The following is a 19,232-nucleotide window of genomic DNA, read 5'->3' on the forward strand; positions in this document are numbered from 1 at the left end:
ATATGTGCGATATGAGTTTAAATCGCTTAACGTTTTTGGGGTTTTAGCCCTCATCCTTAATTCTGCAGCGATTGATTTTAAATCTATGCGGACATTGCCATTTCCAGTGATAGCATTAACCGAGTATATTTGGCCGACTAGAATGGCTTATCGGCCACCTTCTTTTATGCCACATCTATAGGCTAACTGTTTAAATAGGAAAGTTAATGTTATCTACCGTCACTCTCGAGCAAGTACAAAGGTGTATCAAGCCCGCCGCAAAAGAACTCGCCATGCGCCGTGCTGCTGGCACAAACGGAGATTTACTTAACTCAGAACTGAGACCAACAAACTTCGAGCAGGCCTTCGCCATTCAACAAGCCGTGGCAGAAATATTTAACACTACCGACAACAATCCTATCGCAGCGTGGAAATGCTTACTGCCCACTGCCGAAAAAACTGTCGTTGCGCCTATATATCAACATGATGTGTATCAACAATCGGCCACTTGCCCACTGTATGCATCGAATCAACAACTGGCTCGCGTCGAACCTGAACTGGCTTTTGAAATAGCTCGCGATTTGCCGCCAAGAGCGACGCCTTATACCGAAGCTGAAATCAATGCGGCTTTAGGTAACACTCGCTTAGCGCTTGAATTGATAAAAAGCCGCTACCACACGCCCAGTGAAGCGACCTATTTTGATGCCCTAGCCGATGGCTTAGTTAATCAAGGCTTGTGGTTAGGCCCAGTGCTTAACGCGCTAGAGGGGGTAGATACGAGTGGTTTTGAGCTCAAGGTTAATATTCAAGATGGCGACACACTGCAAAAAACCGCCATTCATCCCAATGGCTCCGCTAAAGCTGGGCTCTACTGGCTGGTTAATTTTTTATCAACCCAAGGTGTTGGCTTAACTCAAGGCCAATATGTGATTACCGGCTCCTACGCGGGCGTACTTGACTTGCCATTGGCGCAAATCTGTCATTTTGAATACGGCGCACTTGGGCAGTTTTCAGTCGAATTTATCACTAAATAACCTGTAATCAGAATAATCTCTGCGGCGCTACGGGTTAAATAACCTCTTAAAAGACCAATAGGCGAGCCTACGCTTCACTCGGATCGCCTATTGGTCAAATCAATCTTTTCTCGCCCCCTCAAGGCGCAACAAAAACAAAACAAATTTGTATCAAAAAGAGCTCCTGTGTATCATCTAGATTCATCAATAATAAGGATATACATTATGTCGCATGGAAAAATGCTGCCAATCGCCTACTTTTTTGCCCTCACTTTAGGCACCTCTTTTATCTTACACGCCTCTGAGAATAGCTTTGCTAAAGCCTATAGCGACTATCAAGCCGCGGTGGAAAAAGGCGATACTGCGAACATTGAAGCGAGTGCTAAAACGGCTTACCAACTCGGTGAGGCTCAGTATGCCAAAGATAGTATCGACTTAGCCAATCTCGCTATAAACTGGGCCAGTGCGATAGAAAATCAAGTCGCGCCAAACCCATTTATAGAAACCCATTTTCAGCAAACCGCCAAGGCTAATGAATTATATAAACTCGCGCTTGCTAACTATAAAATCCATTATGGTAAGCAAGCACTTGAGCTTATCGACCCCTTACTTGGCGCAGCGCAAACAGCCGCCAAAGCCAAAGTAGCGAAAGACTATTTCCTTGATGCTATGGCGGTTGCAGAAAAATCTGATAATAAAAAAGTTCTAGCCGATGTGAAAATGGCCGCGTTCAGTCGCTTATCCAAAACCGAACTCTACACTCGAGACGTAAGAAACTATGCCTTCGATGCTTATGATATTTATAAAGAAATTTTACCCGAAAATGCATTAGAGAGGGTTAAGGCCACCTATATTGTTGGCGCAGTTGAGTTTGCAGACAAACATGACAATAAAGCCGAACCTTTATTACTCGAAGTGGTTAAACAGTTCGATGCACTTAATTTCAGTCATCCCTATGCCTTAAGTGCCCATGCTTATTTAGTCGAGCTTTACGAGCGTCAGAATAAACGCGAGCAATCCACAGCCCATTGTATTGCTATCGGTAAAATGCGCCCATGGGCCGACGCACAGGAACAACAACCTATTTTCCGTACCGTACCTGACTATCCAATGTCCTATGCCCAACGCAAAAAAAGTGGCTGGGTAGAGTTGAATCTCACTATCGATGAGATGGGGTTTGTTAAAAATCCCGAAATAACTAACTCTGAAGGGGGCGCGTTATTCGAAAAAGAAACATTGAAAATGATCGATAAGTGGCGCTACGCACCTAAGTTTGAGGATGGTAAACCAGTCACGGCACAAACTATGATTCGAGTCGAATACAAGATTGATAAGTAACCATCTAAGTAGTCCGTTACGTTAGCTCATAGCCTAGCCCATCGACCACTCTCGATGGGCTTTGTTCATCTTGCGTTCTAAATAAACGCGGATTTCCCCCTTGTTTTAGTAGGCTTAAACAGACTTGGCAAATACATGCATCAGTAGACGCTAGTTGTAAACTTAATACCTGAGGCTCATCTAAAGCTTGCGCTTGCAAGGCGGCCAAAGGTGGGAACACCTGCTGCGCGCACCAACAATCCTCAATGCCCTTACCTAAAGTTACAGCACACTGATTCACGCCTTGGCACAAAGGGCAAATTTGTGATTCCGTAACACTTAAATCTTGTAACGACTTAGGCATCAATATCCTCGTAAATAACATAGGTAATGAATTTTTAGGGATTATCATAACGGTTTATAGCCACTCAAACGGAGTTTTTATCGAGGTTACAACCAACTTTTACGATATAAATTAAAAGTGTTGTAATTTAATACAACAACTTGAGTTCTTCACTAATAATGTAAGAGCCGTTACCTGCAATGAGGAACAAAGATTACTTCTTTTTGTAGCAAGCTGTCGATTAACTCATAGGCGTAGTCTCTACTGGCCCCATGCTGTATAAGCACATTGAGCATATCTGCACCACTAAAATGGCTATTTTGCTCGCTAAGCAATAAGAGAATAGATCCTAGGATTGGATCCGCTTCTATAACTGCTTCACGCCCCCTCACCTTATAAGCCACAGATTCGATACGTTGAGCGTTATTTAAATTCCGTTTGGTGACCTGAAATGAAACCTCGGGATTAACAGCAAATCCACTAGCCTCAACCGCGGCTGCAGTTGTGGGAACGCGCTGCTGATTGGTATTTTTACAGATAATAAATTCGAGTTTAGGGATTTCAAATAGGCGTTCCATAATCTTATATTGCTCAAACTCACTTAATGCTTTAAGCCTGGCCCTCAATTCAGGATTTTTAATGCGCTTGTCTACAGACCAGACATCGGGCTCTACCCAACGGACAAACTTCATCCCTGCATTTTCAATAAATTGCCATAAACCTGTAACATCGAAACTGGTTTCTTTGACATTTAAGCAAGTATCGACAAATTCGACGTCTGGGTTTAGGTAAGTGGATGACCAATAATTATCCTTAAATAGGCTGTCCTCTGCGGCCTCTGCTAATAAACGCCCCGGTGCTATTCGCTCAGAAATCTGTGCCTGTATGGGACTTAAAATATCGATGCAATCAATCAGTCGATAGAGTGCCTGCCTGCCATAGGTACCATAGAGCATAATTGACATTACCCCATGGGGGGCTAATATCTCAGCCAAGTTGTTAAGCCCTAGCTGTGGATCTGCTGTGTGATGCAATACTCCTGCGCAATGAATAACATCAAAACCACCTTCAGGCACAGTTATACCTGTAAGCGCCATTAAATCGACCTGATGAAACGTAAGATTATTAAGCCCTCTTTGCTCAGCATTAAGGGTGGCCTCTTTAAGGCCTACAGTATTGATATCCATAGCACTAAAGGTGACTTCAGGTTGCAATGTTGCGGCGGCCAATACAGCGGGGCCCCGACCACATCCTGCCTCTAAGGCATGATATGGCCGACTATCTTTGGGGCTTTGCTCAACATAACTAAGCAGCAGCCGAATATCGAATCCCGCCGTCATATTGGGTAACCCAGATGGGTAAGGGTATTGCTCATACATCTGCTGTACACTTTGAGTCACAGGATCCATTCGGTCTCTCCTTCAATTTTGCACACCATGCGGCCTGTGCTGGTCATTGGGACTGATTTAAATTTAGATGCAGCACCCATATCTCGCCATAAAAAGCCGATATCCCTTTGCCTACATAGGCTTGAGGCCGCTAGCTAGCATTCTTCTTGGTGGCTACAAGATAATGGTTAGGCCTGCACCTGTCTATTAAACCTAATACTCACAATTAAAAAGACTTACAGCAGATGCCGATGTCTAGTCTATGGGGTAAACGTCTTTTCAAGCCTAAGTCGACATCGTTGGAATGTAACTTGAACAGCCTCCATATTTAGCAAACTATCCGTACTCTATTGCTCTCGTTTATAAACATAGAAACCTTAGATTTATATTCACTCTGCCGACGAATGAATGCCATGACTCACCTATACGTTGATACCTGCAATCACGAAAATCCCAACAACTGAACTCACAGATGACTCAGTAGAATTGATCAACGCCTTTTGACCAATTAAAAAGCCAGTAAAGATAACCTCTACTGGCTTTTTGGTTCATGGTAATAAGTCTAGATTTATATCTAACTCACTCCAACGAATCCCAACTCATCCAAACTAGGCCTAACTCAGACCTAACGCTTTAGGCTATGACTTTTTAGGAAAAACAGGGTAAGACTCAGTGCCTAACACTTTGCCATCAACACTCAGCCCATAATAGTCACTGTCATTATGGTATTTCTCTTGAGCCTGTTTGACATCACCTTTGCTACGCGGATCCTGTGGACGCTCGTGAGAGTTGATATAAGCGGCAACATCCCAAGCTTGTTGGTGAGTCAACTGCATGCTCTTACCAAAGGGCATATTCTCATAAATGAAAAATGCAGCGGTGTTGACTCTGTGCATACCCGCACCCCAGTTGTAACTTTTAGGTCCCCACAGCGGCGGTAGTGCATACACGCCAGCAATCGCTTGACCTTGACCATCAACACTGTGGCAAGTTTGGCAATGGGCTACATACACCTCTTTACCCCGTTCTGGCGAATAGGCGAGTTCAGGTTTTGGTATTTCAGGATAAGCTCGACCCGGCAAGTTGGCACGCTGCTCAACGGTCATCACCTTAGCTAATCCCTCTGGTAGTGGGAAATCTTCACGTTTGGCGCCTTTAAGCAGTTCAGTATCACTCAGCTCAGGGACTGGACCACTGATTTTGGCTTCATCCATCAAGCCGCCCATACCTAACCAATAAGCGTAGGCAGAAAGTGCCACTAACTCAGGACTACCCGAAGCTGGGGCTTTGCCATTCATAGAATAGTTAAAGCAACCTTGGATGCGCTCTTCAAAGCTACTGACTTTATCGTCTTTTTTACGATAAGCCGGATAGGCAAAATAAGCGCCCCATAACGGTGAGGCATTAGCCTTGCGGCCAGCATCCATATGGCAATTAGTACAGTTAAGTTCATTACCCACATACTTGTCGCGCAGCTGCTGCGTATTAACAAACAGTTGATAACCTAAACGCACCTTATCGCCAAAAGCCCCATCAGGGATTGCACTTAAAGGTCTAGGCGTTAAATAGGTTTGCTCTGGCATTTTAGGGAAAGAAGGTAACGGTGCTTGTTTATCAGGACGCTCCGGTGCCTGTTCCGTTGAAGATGCTTGCGCCTGAAGGGTAAATAATCCCGTCGCAGCCAGTAATAACATTGCAGAATATTTCATGGCCGGTTCCTTATTTCAAATTGGCAAAGTAAGTTGCTAAAGCGTCAACCTCAGCAGCGGTAAGCTTGTTGGCAACATTCGCCATCATGCCATCAACATCACCTTTACGCGCGCCATCTTGCCATGCCAATAACTGTGTTTTGATATAACTGGCTTGTTGACCTGCTAAGCGAGGAAATAAACCACCGCCTAATCCCGAAGGGCCATGACATGTCACGCAGGCTGGTAAACCACGAGACCAATCACCTTGGTAAGCTAAACGTGCAGTATCGTCAGCAAAAGTAACCTGTTTACCGCGGATCAATGGCGTAACCTGGGTCTTAACTTGCTGGGCTGAAAAATAGCTGGCGACTTGCTCAATCCCGTCGCCTTGAAGCGTCATAGCCATTGGCATCATAGTGGCATTTTGGCGTATGCCCTTTTGAAAATGGTGTAGCTGCGTTGAAATGTATTCCGATGAGAGTCCAGCCAATCGTGGGCCAAGCGGTTCAATACCCTCACCTTGTGCGCCATGACAGCTCACACAAAGTTGTGCTGATGGAGGCATAGCGCCTGTGGGTTGCACAGGAGTATCCGAGGCGGCAGCATAGCCACTGACAAGCGTCAGGCTAATGACCAATGTGTTAATCTTCATTTGCGTTCCTTTAAAAGGGGTGAAGCTCTAAAGCATAGGTGGTTATTATTGTTTATGCTTATTTTCAGCTAAGCATAAAGTACAATTACGTCTTATTTATTATGCAGTAAAAACCGAATTGATTTATTTTTGCAGTCATCAACTGCAAAATAGTCTCACTAGTTTAATACACACTAATAACCAAAACGAGTTGATTCAAAACGATTCAATATTTTATGGATTAAATAACACATAAATAATGTGGCGACGATGGCAATAAAAATACTGCTCACCCGATAAAGGGCGCTAAAGATAAGATCATTGCCTGGGGTAAGATATTGCCCAAATAAAATACCTAAGGTTGTCAGCGCGCCAAACCCCACTCCTGAGCCATTGGCTTCCCTAACGTGTGCTTGGCTAAATAGCATTAATCCTATCCACAACAAGGGCACAATCAATAGCAATAACCCAGACCAATCATAAAGAAAAAACTGTACTAACACCCCAAATGACACGCCAAGTAACGTACCAATGGCACGTTTACGGGCATAATCTAAGGCGCCATCCCAGTGCATAGGAAACAACAATAATAAAGTTGTCGCTTGGGCTGACATAGAGTCTCGTAAATCGAATATTTGAAATATTAGAAAGGAAGCCGTCGCAATACTGGCCCCAAGCAACGCCTCATGTCGCATCCGGTGTGGCGCCTTAGGTCCGGGCTTATAAGGCACTCTGGGCTCTACATCTGGCCAAAGTGCCATCATTAAATAAGCTATCACCACTGAGAGTACCGTGGCCCAGAAATTACTGAATACTAAGTCATTTAAATCGGTATTAGGATAACTGGAGAAATGCAGCATAATGCTCAAACTCAGCACACCATTGGCACCAAATAGAAATAAACTGCCGCGTGACATGGCGGCAAAACGATATAAAAACAGTAAAAAAACAATCGGCGTCATTAATCCTGGATGGCTACCAAAAAAACCACCGAGTAATCCGACTTCAATACCCGCCATTACCGATGAAGCTAATAGCTGACGCATAGCATGGCCGCTCATCACCGGCACTAATCCAAGCAATAGCATAGGTGTGACCGTAAAAAATACGCCATTACTCCAGCCAAAAATTTTGCACAGGGTAAAACCAATGGTGCCTCCGGTTGCAATGCGCAAGCACTGGCGTAAATCGTTGGCAGTCAGTGGACTATGGCGTAATAACAACATACAGCTCGCCTTGTATTAAATTTATTTTCATCGTAAATCTATATCCACAGTGCAGCTTACCTAGATTGGTACTCATCTACATTACAACTCATTTAAATTGATCATGCTTGGGGTAACCCCCTGCATTTAGGGGAAAGCTGAACCCATTAATTAGGTCAGTTTTTTAGAAATAACCTATTTCCGCGGCCAACATGAAGCATAAATTTAGTAGATATAATGCAGCACACTAATGACTTTTATTTGTAGCTTAGCTAACAGGCTAAATAGACTATTTTCAGGTAGTAGCTGTACCGTCGCGCGCGCTCCGGCGGGTAAGTTATTCAATGCATTACCCTCTAATACTAAGTGCAACCTTAAACGTTGCGCATCGCGTACCCAACGATCTGATTCTTGTGGCGCAGCTAAACGACCATTCGCATCAAACTGCCCTGCACTCACCCCAGCATCAACACTGCTCACTTGCGCACGATAAAGTCGGCCAGGCTCACCATCAAAAGCAATCAAAGCAATAGAAGAAGCTGTAATACCGCGTAAACTTTTTTCACGAAAATCAGCAATAATATCAACTTTATCTGATACCAATGCGAGAAGTGGCTGTCCAACAGAAGCAAAGCTACCCACTTCAAGTTGTAGATTCGTTACCACACCATCCTGATCAGCATGGATTTGCGTATAGGATAAGTTAAGTTCAGCTTGTTCTAAGTGATTTTGTGCTTGGCGCACTTTAAGATTGCCGTCACCATAAACGCCACGGCTCACTTTTAACTTTTCTAAACGGGCTTGCGCCGCGAGTAAATTCGCTTCCGCGGTAGCAGCATCACTACTGGCCTGATCGCGTTGCTGTAAAGAAATACCGTGGGTGACATATAAGGTATCAAGACGTTTAGCTTCACTGCGTTTTTGCTGCGCCGTCGTCATACTGGCATTCACATCCGCTTTAGCGGCTAAAAGTGAAGCATCTAACTCTGCGTTATCTTGCCAAACTTGCTCTAATGCTAACTTAGCTTGGGATGCTGCCAATAAATAAGGCGCAGGATCGACCTCGAATAATAAATCCCCTTTCACGACGGTCTGATTATTAGTTACCGCTATTGTTTGAATTTTACCATTAATTTGTGGCGTGACTTTTGTCACTACACGAGTCGCCATAGCCTGAGGTGTTAAGGGCATCACAGTGTCTGCAAACATAAAATAGCCAAATATCAGCACGAAACCGAGCATTGCTATTTTAACTAAGCGGGCAAATTGTTGATCCGGTGTCATCTTTTTCTCACTCAATTATTACCGGCGCGGTGGCCATTTTCGCTAACGCATTGTGGCTAATTAGTCCAATAATGCGTTCAAATTCATTAAGCTCAACAGCACTAATGCCCGTTAGCAATTCACTACGTACTTGAATAATCCGTTTTTCTACTTGCGTTAATACATCACGCCCCGCTGGCGTCAGGCTCACAATCCTTGCGCGTTTATCCTTTTTACAGCTATGGCGGCAGACTAACCCTTGCTCTTCTAATTGACCTAAGGTCCGCATTAAAGACGCTAATTCAATTTCGAGTGCATCGGCGAGCACTTTTTGGCTCACATTGTCACCTAAACGCAATAGCTTCCAGAGCGCTGTCCAGCGTGGATGAGTTAACTCTAGCGGTGCGAGTTCAATATCAGCCACCGTGCGCCATAGTCGATGTAAACGCCCTAGATTTTCTGCCAGCGATAACTCTTTAAGCCGCTCTAGTTCAGTATCCATGTCATTATCCATTTACTTAGCAGGCTAAGCATTATACTTACTTAGCCTGCTAAGTAAATATTTAGAATTAAAAAAACTTGTGTGCTACAGATCACAAAACGACCCCGAATAAAAAATATCAGTTAAAATGACTTATGCCATCGTAAATCTGCAATTGATGCATCCTTATAATTGCAGGCAAGTAAATAAGATTGATATATCCAACTGGGAAATTTACCGTGATAAACCTAAAAATTAGTTCGAGGATCGTAATTGGTATCTGCTTATTATTGTTAGCAATGATGGGATTTATCTTGCCGTTCGTACTGTCAGAATTCAGCAATCAGGTTGAAAAGTCCGAACAACGAGAACTACAAAAGTTATATGAAACCGCCGTTGCTGAAATTACTTCGTCAGGCAAGCTTGCGCAGGCAATGGCAACAATTATTTCATTAACACCTGAAATTCAAAGCGACTTTGCTGAACAAAACCGTGATGCACTTGCTGCGCGCACTTTGCCAATATTTAAACAATTGAAGCAAGAATTTGACGTACAACAATTTCAATTTCACACCTCACCCGCCACTTCTTTTTTACGATTACACCGCCCAGAGAAATTTGGCGATGATCTCAGCGCTATCCGTAAAACAATTGTTGAAACCAATACGCAAAAACACTCATTAAGCGGTCTGGAGTACGGTGTTGAAGGCTTAGGTATTCGTGGTTTAGTGCCGATGAATTATCAGGGGAACCATACTGGCTCAGTCGAATTAGGCATGTCATTTGGGCAACCTTTCTTTGATAACTTTAAACAGGCCTATCAAGCAGATATTGCTTTGTTATTACCCGAAGGTAATGGATTCAAACCCTTTGGCGCTACATTTACACCAGATACTCAAGCAGTAAGTGAGCTTAAAGCGGTCATGCAAGGCAACAAAGTCAGCCGAAAAATCACCTTAAATAACACATCTTACGCGCTATATCGTCACGCCATAAAAGATTACTCAGGGCAAATATTTGGAGTACTTGATATTGCAATGGACAGAAGCCACACCGAGCGAGCCATTGCTAATATTCGTTTAAAGCTATTACTAATTGGTTTAGCCGCACTCTTTGTCGGTACAGGTATCGCTTGGTTTATCGCTAAAAGTATTACTCGCCCTATCGCAGAAACAACCGCTGCCATGAATGATATTGCTGAAGGAGAAGGCGATTTAACACGTCGAATGGTTATTACAAGCAAAGATGAAATTGCCGAATTAGCACAGGCGTTTAACCGCTTTGTCGAAAAAATCCACTCTACCGTTTCGCAGGTTTCTGACTCGACGAATTTACTGGCAACCTCGGCCGAAGAAATGTCGGGGATTACGCGAGAAACCCAGCAAATGGCGCATCGTCAGTATCTCGAAACTGAACAAGTTGCCACCGCCATGAACGAAATGGCTGCTACCGTTCAAGAAGTCGCTCAAAACGCGACCGATGCTGCTGACGCCGCTAATCATGCCGATGAGTCAACTGAACAAGGTAAATTGGTGGTACAAAAAGTCGTCGCAACGATTAACATCCTCGCCGAAGAGATTGCAAATGCGGCCAACGCAATCGATGATTTAGAGCGGAACACCACTGAAATTGATTCAGTATTGATCGTTATTCGTAATATCGCCGACCAAACCAACTTACTTGCACTTAATGCCGCAATTGAGGCCGCTAGAGCCGGAGAGCAGGGACGAGGTTTTGCAGTAGTGGCCGATGAGGTTCGCACTCTTGCCAGTCGCACCCAAACCTCAACCTCTGAAATTCAGCAGATGATTGAAGTCTTGCAACAAAAAGCCAAGTCGACCGTTGCCGCTATGAAGACCAGCACCACTACGACGCAAAATTGTGTTGAACAGGTGCATCAAGCCGGTGAGTCACTCGAAGCGATAACGCACGCAGTATCAACCATTAGCCAAATGAATATTCAAATTGCCAGCGCTGCAAATGAGCAATGTGCTGTCTCGGCAGAAATTAATCAAAACGTAAATAACATCAACGATATTGCCAATAGCTCAACCCAAGCCGCACAGCAAACGGCGCAGGCGGGCGACGAACTGGCACAACTATCTGCACGTTTACAAATTCTATTAGCACAATTTAAGATTTAGCGATTATTCGCCTAAAAACAAAAACGCCGCATTTATTGCGGCGTTTTTTTATCTGACATTTCCTGCATCTATAGCAAATTACACCCGCACGCCTAAGGTATGGCAAATCGCGTAGGTCAATTCGGCGCGATTTAGCGTATAAAAATGGAAGTCTTTCACGCCTTCACGTGACAACACCTTAACCATATCAATCGCCACGTTTGCACCGACTAATTGGCGCGTACCCGCATCGTTTTCTAAACCTTCAAATTGCTTATGTAGCCAACCTGGTAGTGACACATTAGTCATACCCGCAAAACGTTTCAGCTGAGTAAAATTGGTCACAGGTAAAATGCCCGGCACAATTTCAACATCGATTCCCGCAGCAACGCAGCGGTCACGAAAACGCAGGTAAGACTCCACATCGAAGAAAAACTGAGTAATCGCGCGGCTAGCACCCGCATCAATCTTACGTTTAAGGTTAATTAAATCTGCCTGTGCATTATTTGCATCGGGATGTACTTCAGGATAGGCGGCGACAGAAATATCAAAGTCGGCCACTGAGCGCAGCAAACGTACTAAATCAGCTGCAAAACGGGTGGGTTTTGCGCTACCAGCAGGTAAGTCTCCCCGTAGCGCCACTATGTCACGCACGCCCGATTTCCAGTAATGCTTAGCCAGTTCTAATAGCTCTTCATCGCTGGCATCGACTAAGGTTAAATGCGGCGCTGCAACAAGGTTAGTTTCCTGCTGGATACGTTCAATCACGCCGTGGGTACGATCGCGCACGCCAGAGTTAGCGCCATAAGTTACTGACACAAACTTAGGCTTGAGTGGCTCTAAACGGCGGATTGAGTTCCATAAAATTTGTTCCATTTCGGGGGTCGATGGCGGAAAAAACTCAAAAGAAACATTAATATCGCCATTAAGCTCTGACAAGCTTTGGTTTAGCGACTGTGAATGTTGTGCGTGATGAAAAGCCATGTGTATTTCCTCAACCGCCCTTGGCGCTACTCTTTGCTAATATGAATTAGTTTAAATGGACGTTTAGACGTCTACATGTCCATATACTAGAGAAACTAAGATGTAAGTCAAGCCAAAAAATGCCCATCTCAGTATTTTCTGTCCGCTAAAGCCGACTATTTATTTTAGCCAATAAAAAAGGACTCGAAGGAGTCCTTTAAGAGGGTTGATTGTGGGTTATTCCTGCAGCAGATCGCGACAGATCTGTGTCAGATCCGACTGCACCGCGGCGGCGGTCACTTCGCGCCCTGCGCCCGGTCCACGGATAATCAACGGGTTACCTTGGTAGAAGACACTGCGGATCACAAACACGTTATCGCCTGGGGTTAAGTTAGCGTAGGGATGATGGACATCAATCCATTGCAAACCGACTTCGGCTTTAAGCTCTGGGCCGCTGTTATCTAAAGATGCCACGTATCTGAGTACCTTATTTTGCTCCGCCGCTGCGCCGTATTGCTGCAGTAAATCGTGATCTAACTCGCCAATACGAGCCATAAATTGATCTAAGGGAATATCGGCCAAGTCGGCTGGTACGAGTGAGCGTAGTTCAATATCTTCAAGCTCTATTTCAAGGCCAATCTCACGGGCCAAGATAAGCAGTTTACGCTGCATATCGCGACCTGACAGATCGTCGCGCGGATCCGGCTCAGTGATACCTAACCCTCTGGCTTCAATCACTAATTCAGAAAATGGCTTGCTGGTGTCGTATTTCTCAAATAACCAACACAGGGTGCCAGAAAAAATCCCGCCCACGGCCTCAACACTATCGCCGCTGTTACGCAAATCATTGAGCGCATGTTGAATAGGTAAACCTGCGCCACAACTGGCATTATAGCGCCAAAATAAACGGCGATTACCTAACTGCTGCTTTAACTCACGGTAGAAAGGCAATGGGCCTGAGCCTGCGAGTTTATTGGCACTGACAATATGAATGCCGCGCTCAAATAACTCAGGATATTGCAGCGTTAAACTGGCGCTGGCACTGATATCTAAGGCCACCAGCTCATCACATTTAACCTGTTCTAATTGTTCGAACAAATGCTCGTACTGCCACGGCGTTGCCTCGGTATTAAACTCACTCTGCCACGCCGCGAGATTAATCCCTGCGGGTTTAATCAAGGCTTTACTCGAACTAACTAAGCCGACCAACTCAACACTGGCTTCGAGTTCACGGTCAAGAGATGGCGAAACTGACTTAAATAAATCAACCCACGCCTCACCGATATTGCCTACACCCAGCAATAAAACGCCAATGCGCTTACGCGGGCCTGCACAGCGGCGATGCACCTTTTGCGTTAATAGATTGACCTGCGACTGTGGTACCAAAGTCACCAAACTTAAGTCACCACTAAACAAAGGTTTAGCGTCACGGCTCAGTAAGCGAGCAAAACTGCGACGATAATGCTCAGCATCAGCACTGACTAATGCCACTAGGCCGAGATCTGTGTTGATCTGCTGATCGCTGATCCCTAATGCTTGTGCCTCGGCATCGAGTAATATTTGAACTTGTTTTTGATTTTCAGCGGTATAGGCCAGCTCCACCCTTTGATGGGCAGACGTCCAATGAGCCAATGGTGTTAAACCCGCGGCTATCAATAAATCTAATAAATGAGTTAACTTGCCAGTAAATTTAAAACCAAATAGCACCACAGTATTGAGGTTAGTGACTACCGGTGCACTCGCCGACGAGCTGTGGGGCGCGATTAAGGTAAAATCAGTGTGCGAGGCATAACTTGAGCGCACCGCTAAACTCACTTCGGTATTAAATAGCGGCTGCAAAGTGCGGCAATGCAATACTGGCGAGCCTAAACGCGCTAGACGGTCGGCTTCGGCAAGTGACATGCTTTTCAATAACTTAGCATCGTTTATCTTATTCGGGTCAGCATTGAACACCCCTTCTACATCGGTCCAAATGGTTACCCGCTCAATATCGGCAAGGCTAGCAATCAGGCTGGCGCTAAAATCTGAGCCGTTACGGCCAAGTAATAGCGTATCACCACGCTCGTTGGCGCAAATAAACCCTGTTATAACTAGTCGTTCATTTGGGTGCGCTGCTAATAATGCGTGTACTTTAGCGCGGGATTCCTGCAGCCGAATTTGCGGTACTGCGGCTTCATCGGCAATTAAAATGGAACAGGCATCCACATGGCTTGCAGCCACACCAGATTCACGTAGCAGCGCCGCCATCAAACGAGCCGACCAACGCTCGCCAAAACTGACCACATAATTCACTTGGTATTCGTTATGCTGTTCAAGAGATAACAGGGTCACTAATTGCGATCTATCGGTACTTAAACGCTCACGTAAATCGCGGGCTTGCTCACTGGATAATAGTTGCTCAATTAAACCTTGTTGGTAGCTGATTAAGACCTGTAACTCTTCTTGCCATAATTGTCCTGCATCACGCAGCGACAGTAATTTATACAAGAAATTCGTGCTTTTACCCGCCGCAGACACCACCACTAAATCATCGCTATGACCGTGGGTTAATAGAATATGGGCGACTCGGCGATAACAATCGGCATCCGCTAAACTGGAACCACCAAATTTGTGTAAGTGACAACGTGCCATCGATTATTCCTCTACTAACAAGCCGCAGCTGCGACAAGTCCTGCTTGAATATCTGCAACTAAATCAGCGGCATCTTCAATCCCCACTGACAGACGCAATAGAGTCTCTTTTATGCCAGCCTCAAAACGCGCCTGCGGCTCCATGGCTCTGTGGGTCATAGTCGCAGGCACTGCCACTAAACTTTCCACACCACCTAAACTTTCTGCCACGCTAAATAAACTGAGCGCACCTAAAAAGGCCACAACTTCGGCCTCGCCACCCTTGAGCTCAAAACTTAGCATAGCGCCAAAGCCCTGTTGCTGCTTGGCTGCAATTGCATGGCCGGGATGATCCACAAGACCAGGATAATAGACTTTGCTCACCACAGGGCTTTGGGTTAACACGGCAACAATACGCTGCGCATTGGCTTGATGCTCACGAATACGTACCGCTAAAGTACGCAGACCGCGCAGGGTTAAGTAACTGTCAAAAGCCGACCCCGTTAAGCCTAACGTGTTCGACCACCAATGTAAGCTTTCACCGATTTGTGCATCTTTGGTGACCACGGCTCCGCCAACGACATCGCTGTGACCATTAATATATTTAGTGGTGGAGTGGATCACGATATCAGCGCCAAGCTGTAAGGGTTGTTGCAATATCGGCGATAAAAAGGTGTTATCGACCACCACCAGCGCGCCAACGTCGTGGCTTAATTTGGCAATGGCTTCAATATCGACCACGCGCAATAATGGGTTCGATGGGGTTTCGAGCCACACCATTTTTGGTTTTTGTGCTATCGCAATCGCTAACGCTTGGCTGTCCGTTTGGTCAACCACAATTAGCTTAAACTGGCCTTTTTTGGCTAAGTTGATAAATAAACGGTACGAGCCGCCGTAGCAATCGTGGGGCACAACTAATAAGTCATCAGGCCCCAGCAAGGTGGTGACTAAAGTGATAGCCGCCATTCCTGTGCAAGTTACTATGCCTGTGGCGCCATGTTCTAATTGCGCTAACGCATCGCCTAAAATACAGCGAGTAGGATTACCTGAACGACTGTAATCAAATTCACGGGGATTTTTATGACCATCGAAGGCGTAATTAGTCGACAAATAAATCGGTGGCACTACTGCGCCATATTGAGTATCAGTTTCGATACCCTGACGCACTGCCAGTGTGGCTAATTGACGTTCTGCCATGGATGGGCTCCTAAATTCGGTAGACAGATAGAGATGTCTGGACGTCTAAAGGTACCTAAGCTCAACGCTATCGTCAATCAATTTAAAGACGTTTAGACGTCTAAACATAAAGAAATCTATTTGCATCACAAAGAAATAGTCGCAATAATTTGACTGTTGTTGGTAAGGGTTTAAAATCTGCCCCGAATTTAGCGTTATAACAGGTGAGTCAATGACTGAATGGAATGGGGAATACATCAGCCCCTATGCTGAACATGGCAAGAAGAATGAACAAGTAAAAAAAATTACTGTGTCTATTCCGCTCAAAGTGCTTAAAGTCCTTACGGACGAACGAACTCGTCGTCAGGTCAATAATTTGCGTCACGCCACCAACAGCGAGTTGTTGTGTGAGGCATTTTTGCACGCCTATACCGGCCAGCCATTGCCGAATGATGAAGATTTGTCAAAAGACAGTCCCGATAGTATTCCTGCTGAAGCCAAGTTGTTGATGGATCAAATGGGAATCGAGTGGGAAGATATGGAATAGCGACTCATCGCATTCAGGATCACAGTACTCATCAATAGGGATCGTTATCGATCCCTTTTTGTTTATACCCAAATATCCTCAAGATACATGTTTCAACATCTTGAAGAGTGTTTGAGTATGTAGGAATCCTATGTTTTCAATGATAGACCCACAAACACTTATTTTAGCCTCGGTGGTAGTGTTTCTTGGTGCCATAACCCAGAGTTTGATTGGATTTGGCCTTGCGGTTGTCGCCAGCCCGTTATTGTATATTGTCGATCCGCAGCTCGTACCTGGTCCTGTGATCGCGATGGGGTTCACTATCGCCCTACTGACCTTAATGCGCGAGCGTGGCAATTTAGAATTCAATGGCTTGCAATATGCTCTCATCGGCCGAGTGCCCGGTGGCTTTATCGGCGCGAGCCTGTTGTTGTTTGCACCGCAACCAATATTAGGTTTGTCCATTGCCACCATTGTGACGGTAGCGGTTATTCTTAGCCTGTACAAATTTAGCCTGCCTGTGAATAAAAAAACGCTTTTCGGTGCGGGGGTAATCTCAGGAATTTTCGGTAATATCGCCGCCATTGGTGGCCCACCAATGGCGATACTGTTAGCAGGTAAAGATGCCTCACAGTTTCGCGCAGCCCTATCAGCCTTCTTTATTTTTAGTTCCGCCATCGCTATGGCTATTTTGGCTATCACTGGCTTATTAGAATTAAAGCATCTGTGGTTGTCGTTAATGTTACTACCTTCGGTGATTTTAGGTTATTTGGTCGCAGGGCGATTAGTGGGCCGAGTCGACAAAGATAAGACTAAAATGGCGACTTTGATTCTTTGCAGTATCAGCGCCTTAGTATTAACGGTGAAATCTGTTATTGAGCTATTAGCCTAATAAGCTGTCCTTTACAGGTAAAATACCTTTGCATTCTGGTAATAAAAAAGCACTGATATTATCAGTGCTTTTCTTTATCTATCAATATCTAAATCACGTTAACACTCAGCTTAAATAGCTTTGCCCTGCGTACACAATAAAGTGCCTTAAGGCGAGTACACCCGTCAAGCTAGCACACGCCACCATAATCATTGCCCCCTTAGTGTGGCGAGTTGCAGCAGGTAACAGCATAAACAGCAGCGGAATACCAAAGCCAATTCCAACAACGCCTACCCAGAACACGCTAGCCCATAAACCTGAGCTTAACGATGCTAACGCCGCAGCCGCCGCGCCGCCTTTAAAGTACAAGGCGCAGAACAGCATGAACAGGAACAAGATTTCAATCGCCATTACGGGCAACTCTAATCCGTGCATCTTGACTAAGGTTTTATCGTGGCTATCGGTTTTAAACATCACTAATGCCAATAGCGCATTGGCCGCGGCTCCCGCCGATAAACCTGACACTAAAAACAGTGCCGGTAATACCGCAGTATTGAGCATTGGGTAAGCATTCATCGCCGAAATTAAAAAGCCAGTATAAGCACCAACGCCAATCGCGAGGACAAACAGCAGCACTTCAATCAGCTTTCGAAATGGCATCAGTAACTTAGCAACGGGGGCGAGAAAACCCAAACCCCATTTGGGTAAGTCATCACGCAACACTATCACCGCATAGGCGAAAGCTAAGGGCGAATAAGCCAGTAGCGCTAACACCCCAATCGCCATCACAGATTGGAAGTTATAGTGAATTAAAATCAGCCAAAAGTGGAACGGCTTGGTTAAGTCAAACACTAAGCAAGCCAAGCCTAAGCTAATCGCCACAGGACCAATAATGGCCGCCGCTTTGAGAATACTGCTTTCTGCACCGACGCTCAGCTCCTTATTCGCCCAGCGTAAACCTATACCAATCAATAAACTGCCGGCAGATAAACCCGCCATAAACAAGTAGACGGCGATGACCCAGTGCCAAGTGACGGGATCATATTGCGCCATATCGCCCCAAGTGTTGTTCATAATCCAATCCCCCCTCTTTTGGTAGGAACGCGGTAAACCCTAGGCTTAGTGCCTAAATGGGTTTTATCTTGATAGGTTATTTTAGTGTTGAGCATGATGGCCACTTCACTGTGTGGATCATTGGCATCACCAAACACTAAGGCATCAGTTGGACATACCGTTACGCAGGCTGGTTCTTCGCCACGCGCTAAGCGGGTGTCTTTGCAGAAGTTGCATTTATCCGCCGCCTTGGTTTCTGGGTTCATAAAGCGTACTTTATAAGGGCACGCCGCCACGCAGTACATACAGCCGACACACTTATCGGTGTGGATAGAAATAATACCGTCTTCACCCACATAGGCCGCGCCCGTTGGGCACACCTTTACGCAAGGTGCATCTTCACATTGCTGGCAAGATACTCTGTGGTATTTAAAATGTAGATTAGGCATTTCTCCAAACGGCCCTTCAACACGCACCTGTAGACGGGTTACGCCTTCGGGTACACCATTTTCACTGCGGCACGCCACGTTACAAGCTTGGCAGCCAATGCACTTATTCTCGTCGTGCACCATTACATATCGTTTATTCATTTAAGCCTCC

At 45.3% G+C, this 19,232-nt stretch carries 17 protein-coding genes; 5 read left to right on the forward strand and 12 right to left on the reverse strand.

Annotated elements, in window-relative coordinates:
- The first annotated feature begins 206 nt into the window (after nucleotides 1-206).
- Entirely contained in the window at nucleotides 207-1,013 is an 807-nt protein-coding gene (locus L2717_RS13460) for a hydratase (protein ID WP_220774714.1), read from the forward strand.
- Nucleotides 1,014-1,217: 204 nt separating this feature from the next.
- Nucleotides 1,218-2,330, forward strand: coding sequence for an energy transducer TonB (locus tag L2717_RS13465; RefSeq protein WP_248938072.1), 1,113 nt, complete (start codon nucleotides 1,218-1,220; stop codon nucleotides 2,328-2,330).
- A gap of 16 nt (nucleotides 2,331-2,346) precedes the next feature.
- Here L2717_RS13465 and L2717_RS13470 read toward each other — a convergent pair whose 3' ends face one another.
- The 7 genes from L2717_RS13470 to slyA form a co-directional block, all read right to left on the reverse strand.
- A complete protein-coding gene (locus tag L2717_RS13470) occupies nucleotides 2,347-2,673 on the reverse strand; it encodes a cysteine-rich CWC family protein (RefSeq protein ID WP_220774739.1) in 327 nt (108 codons plus the stop codon).
- A gap of 170 nt (nucleotides 2,674-2,843) precedes the next feature.
- On the reverse strand, nucleotides 2,844-4,061 hold the full coding sequence (locus L2717_RS13475; RefSeq protein ID WP_220774738.1) for a class I SAM-dependent methyltransferase: 1,218 nt from the start codon (nucleotides 4,059-4,061) through the stop codon (nucleotides 2,844-2,846).
- 617 nt (nucleotides 4,062-4,678) lie between these two features.
- Entirely contained in the window at nucleotides 4,679-5,749 is a 1,071-nt protein-coding gene (locus tag L2717_RS13480; protein WP_220774737.1) for a c-type cytochrome, read from the reverse strand.
- A 10-nt stretch (nucleotides 5,750-5,759) separates the two neighbouring features.
- Nucleotides 5,760-6,383 (reverse strand): c-type cytochrome, encoded by a 624-nt coding sequence (locus L2717_RS13485; protein ID WP_220774736.1) that lies wholly within the window; start codon nucleotides 6,381-6,383, stop codon nucleotides 5,760-5,762.
- Nucleotides 6,384-6,556: 173 nt separating this feature from the next.
- Nucleotides 6,557-7,585 carry a DUF2955 domain-containing protein gene (locus tag L2717_RS13490; protein WP_220774741.1) on the reverse strand — a complete coding sequence of 343 codons (1,029 nt, stop codon included), beginning with the start codon at nucleotides 7,583-7,585 and terminating at the stop codon, nucleotides 6,557-6,559.
- Nucleotides 7,586-7,792: 207 nt separating this feature from the next.
- On the reverse strand, nucleotides 7,793-8,851 hold the full coding sequence (locus L2717_RS13495; RefSeq protein WP_220774735.1) for an HlyD family secretion protein: 1,059 nt from the start codon (nucleotides 8,849-8,851) through the stop codon (nucleotides 7,793-7,795).
- A 7-nt stretch (nucleotides 8,852-8,858) separates the two neighbouring features.
- The gene (gene slyA / locus L2717_RS13500) at nucleotides 8,859-9,332 is read right to left on the reverse strand and encodes a transcriptional regulator SlyA (protein ID WP_076499154.1); all 474 of its coding nucleotides are present in this window, start codon (nucleotides 9,330-9,332) and stop codon (nucleotides 8,859-8,861) included.
- A 221-nt stretch (nucleotides 9,333-9,553) separates the two neighbouring features.
- Between slyA and L2717_RS13505 the strand changes: the two genes are divergently transcribed.
- Nucleotides 9,554-11,455: a methyl-accepting chemotaxis protein gene (locus L2717_RS13505; protein ID WP_248938074.1), complete on the forward strand. Its 1,902-nt coding sequence runs from the start codon at nucleotides 9,554-9,556 to the stop codon at nucleotides 11,453-11,455.
- 78 nt (nucleotides 11,456-11,533) lie between these two features.
- On the opposite strand, the gene metF is transcribed toward L2717_RS13505, so the two are convergent.
- The 3 genes from metF to metB form a co-directional block, all read right to left on the reverse strand.
- Nucleotides 11,534-12,418 (reverse strand): methylenetetrahydrofolate reductase, encoded by an 885-nt coding sequence (gene metF, locus L2717_RS13510; protein WP_220774327.1) that lies wholly within the window; start codon nucleotides 12,416-12,418, stop codon nucleotides 11,534-11,536.
- Nucleotides 12,419-12,634: 216 nt separating this feature from the next.
- The gene (locus L2717_RS13515) at nucleotides 12,635-15,028 is read right to left on the reverse strand and encodes a bifunctional aspartate kinase/homoserine dehydrogenase II (RefSeq protein WP_220774328.1); all 2,394 of its coding nucleotides are present in this window, start codon (nucleotides 15,026-15,028) and stop codon (nucleotides 12,635-12,637) included.
- A 14-nt stretch (nucleotides 15,029-15,042) separates the two neighbouring features.
- Nucleotides 15,043-16,203 (reverse strand): cystathionine gamma-synthase, encoded by a 1,161-nt coding sequence (gene metB / locus L2717_RS13520; protein WP_220774329.1) that lies wholly within the window; start codon nucleotides 16,201-16,203, stop codon nucleotides 15,043-15,045.
- A 211-nt stretch (nucleotides 16,204-16,414) separates the two neighbouring features.
- Here metB and metJ point away from each other — a divergent pair, with 211 nt between their 5' ends.
- Both metJ and L2717_RS13530 read left to right on the forward strand, forming a co-directional pair.
- A complete protein-coding gene (metJ, locus tag L2717_RS13525; protein ID WP_220774330.1) occupies nucleotides 16,415-16,729 on the forward strand; it encodes a met regulon transcriptional regulator MetJ in 315 nt (104 codons plus the stop codon).
- Nucleotides 16,730-16,859: 130 nt separating this feature from the next.
- The gene (locus L2717_RS13530) at nucleotides 16,860-17,600 is read left to right on the forward strand and encodes a sulfite exporter TauE/SafE family protein (RefSeq protein ID WP_220774331.1); all 741 of its coding nucleotides are present in this window, start codon (nucleotides 16,860-16,862) and stop codon (nucleotides 17,598-17,600) included.
- 105 nt (nucleotides 17,601-17,705) lie between these two features.
- Here L2717_RS13530 and nrfD read toward each other — a convergent pair whose 3' ends face one another.
- Complete coding sequence (nrfD, locus tag L2717_RS13535) at nucleotides 17,706-18,653, reverse strand: NrfD/PsrC family molybdoenzyme membrane anchor subunit (protein ID WP_220774332.1); 948 nt, start codon at nucleotides 18,651-18,653, stop codon at nucleotides 17,706-17,708.
- On the reverse strand, nucleotides 18,650-19,222 hold the full coding sequence (locus tag L2717_RS13540; protein WP_076499170.1) for a 4Fe-4S dicluster domain-containing protein: 573 nt from the start codon (nucleotides 19,220-19,222) through the stop codon (nucleotides 18,650-18,652). The genes nrfD and L2717_RS13540 overlap by 4 nt, the downstream gene beginning before the upstream one ends.
- Between the last annotated feature and the right edge of the window lie 10 nt (nucleotides 19,223-19,232).

Origin of the sequence: Shewanella glacialipiscicola, assembly GCF_023283485.1 — a bacterium.
Classification (GTDB): Bacteria; Pseudomonadota; Gammaproteobacteria; order Enterobacterales; family Shewanellaceae; genus Shewanella; species Shewanella glacialipiscicola.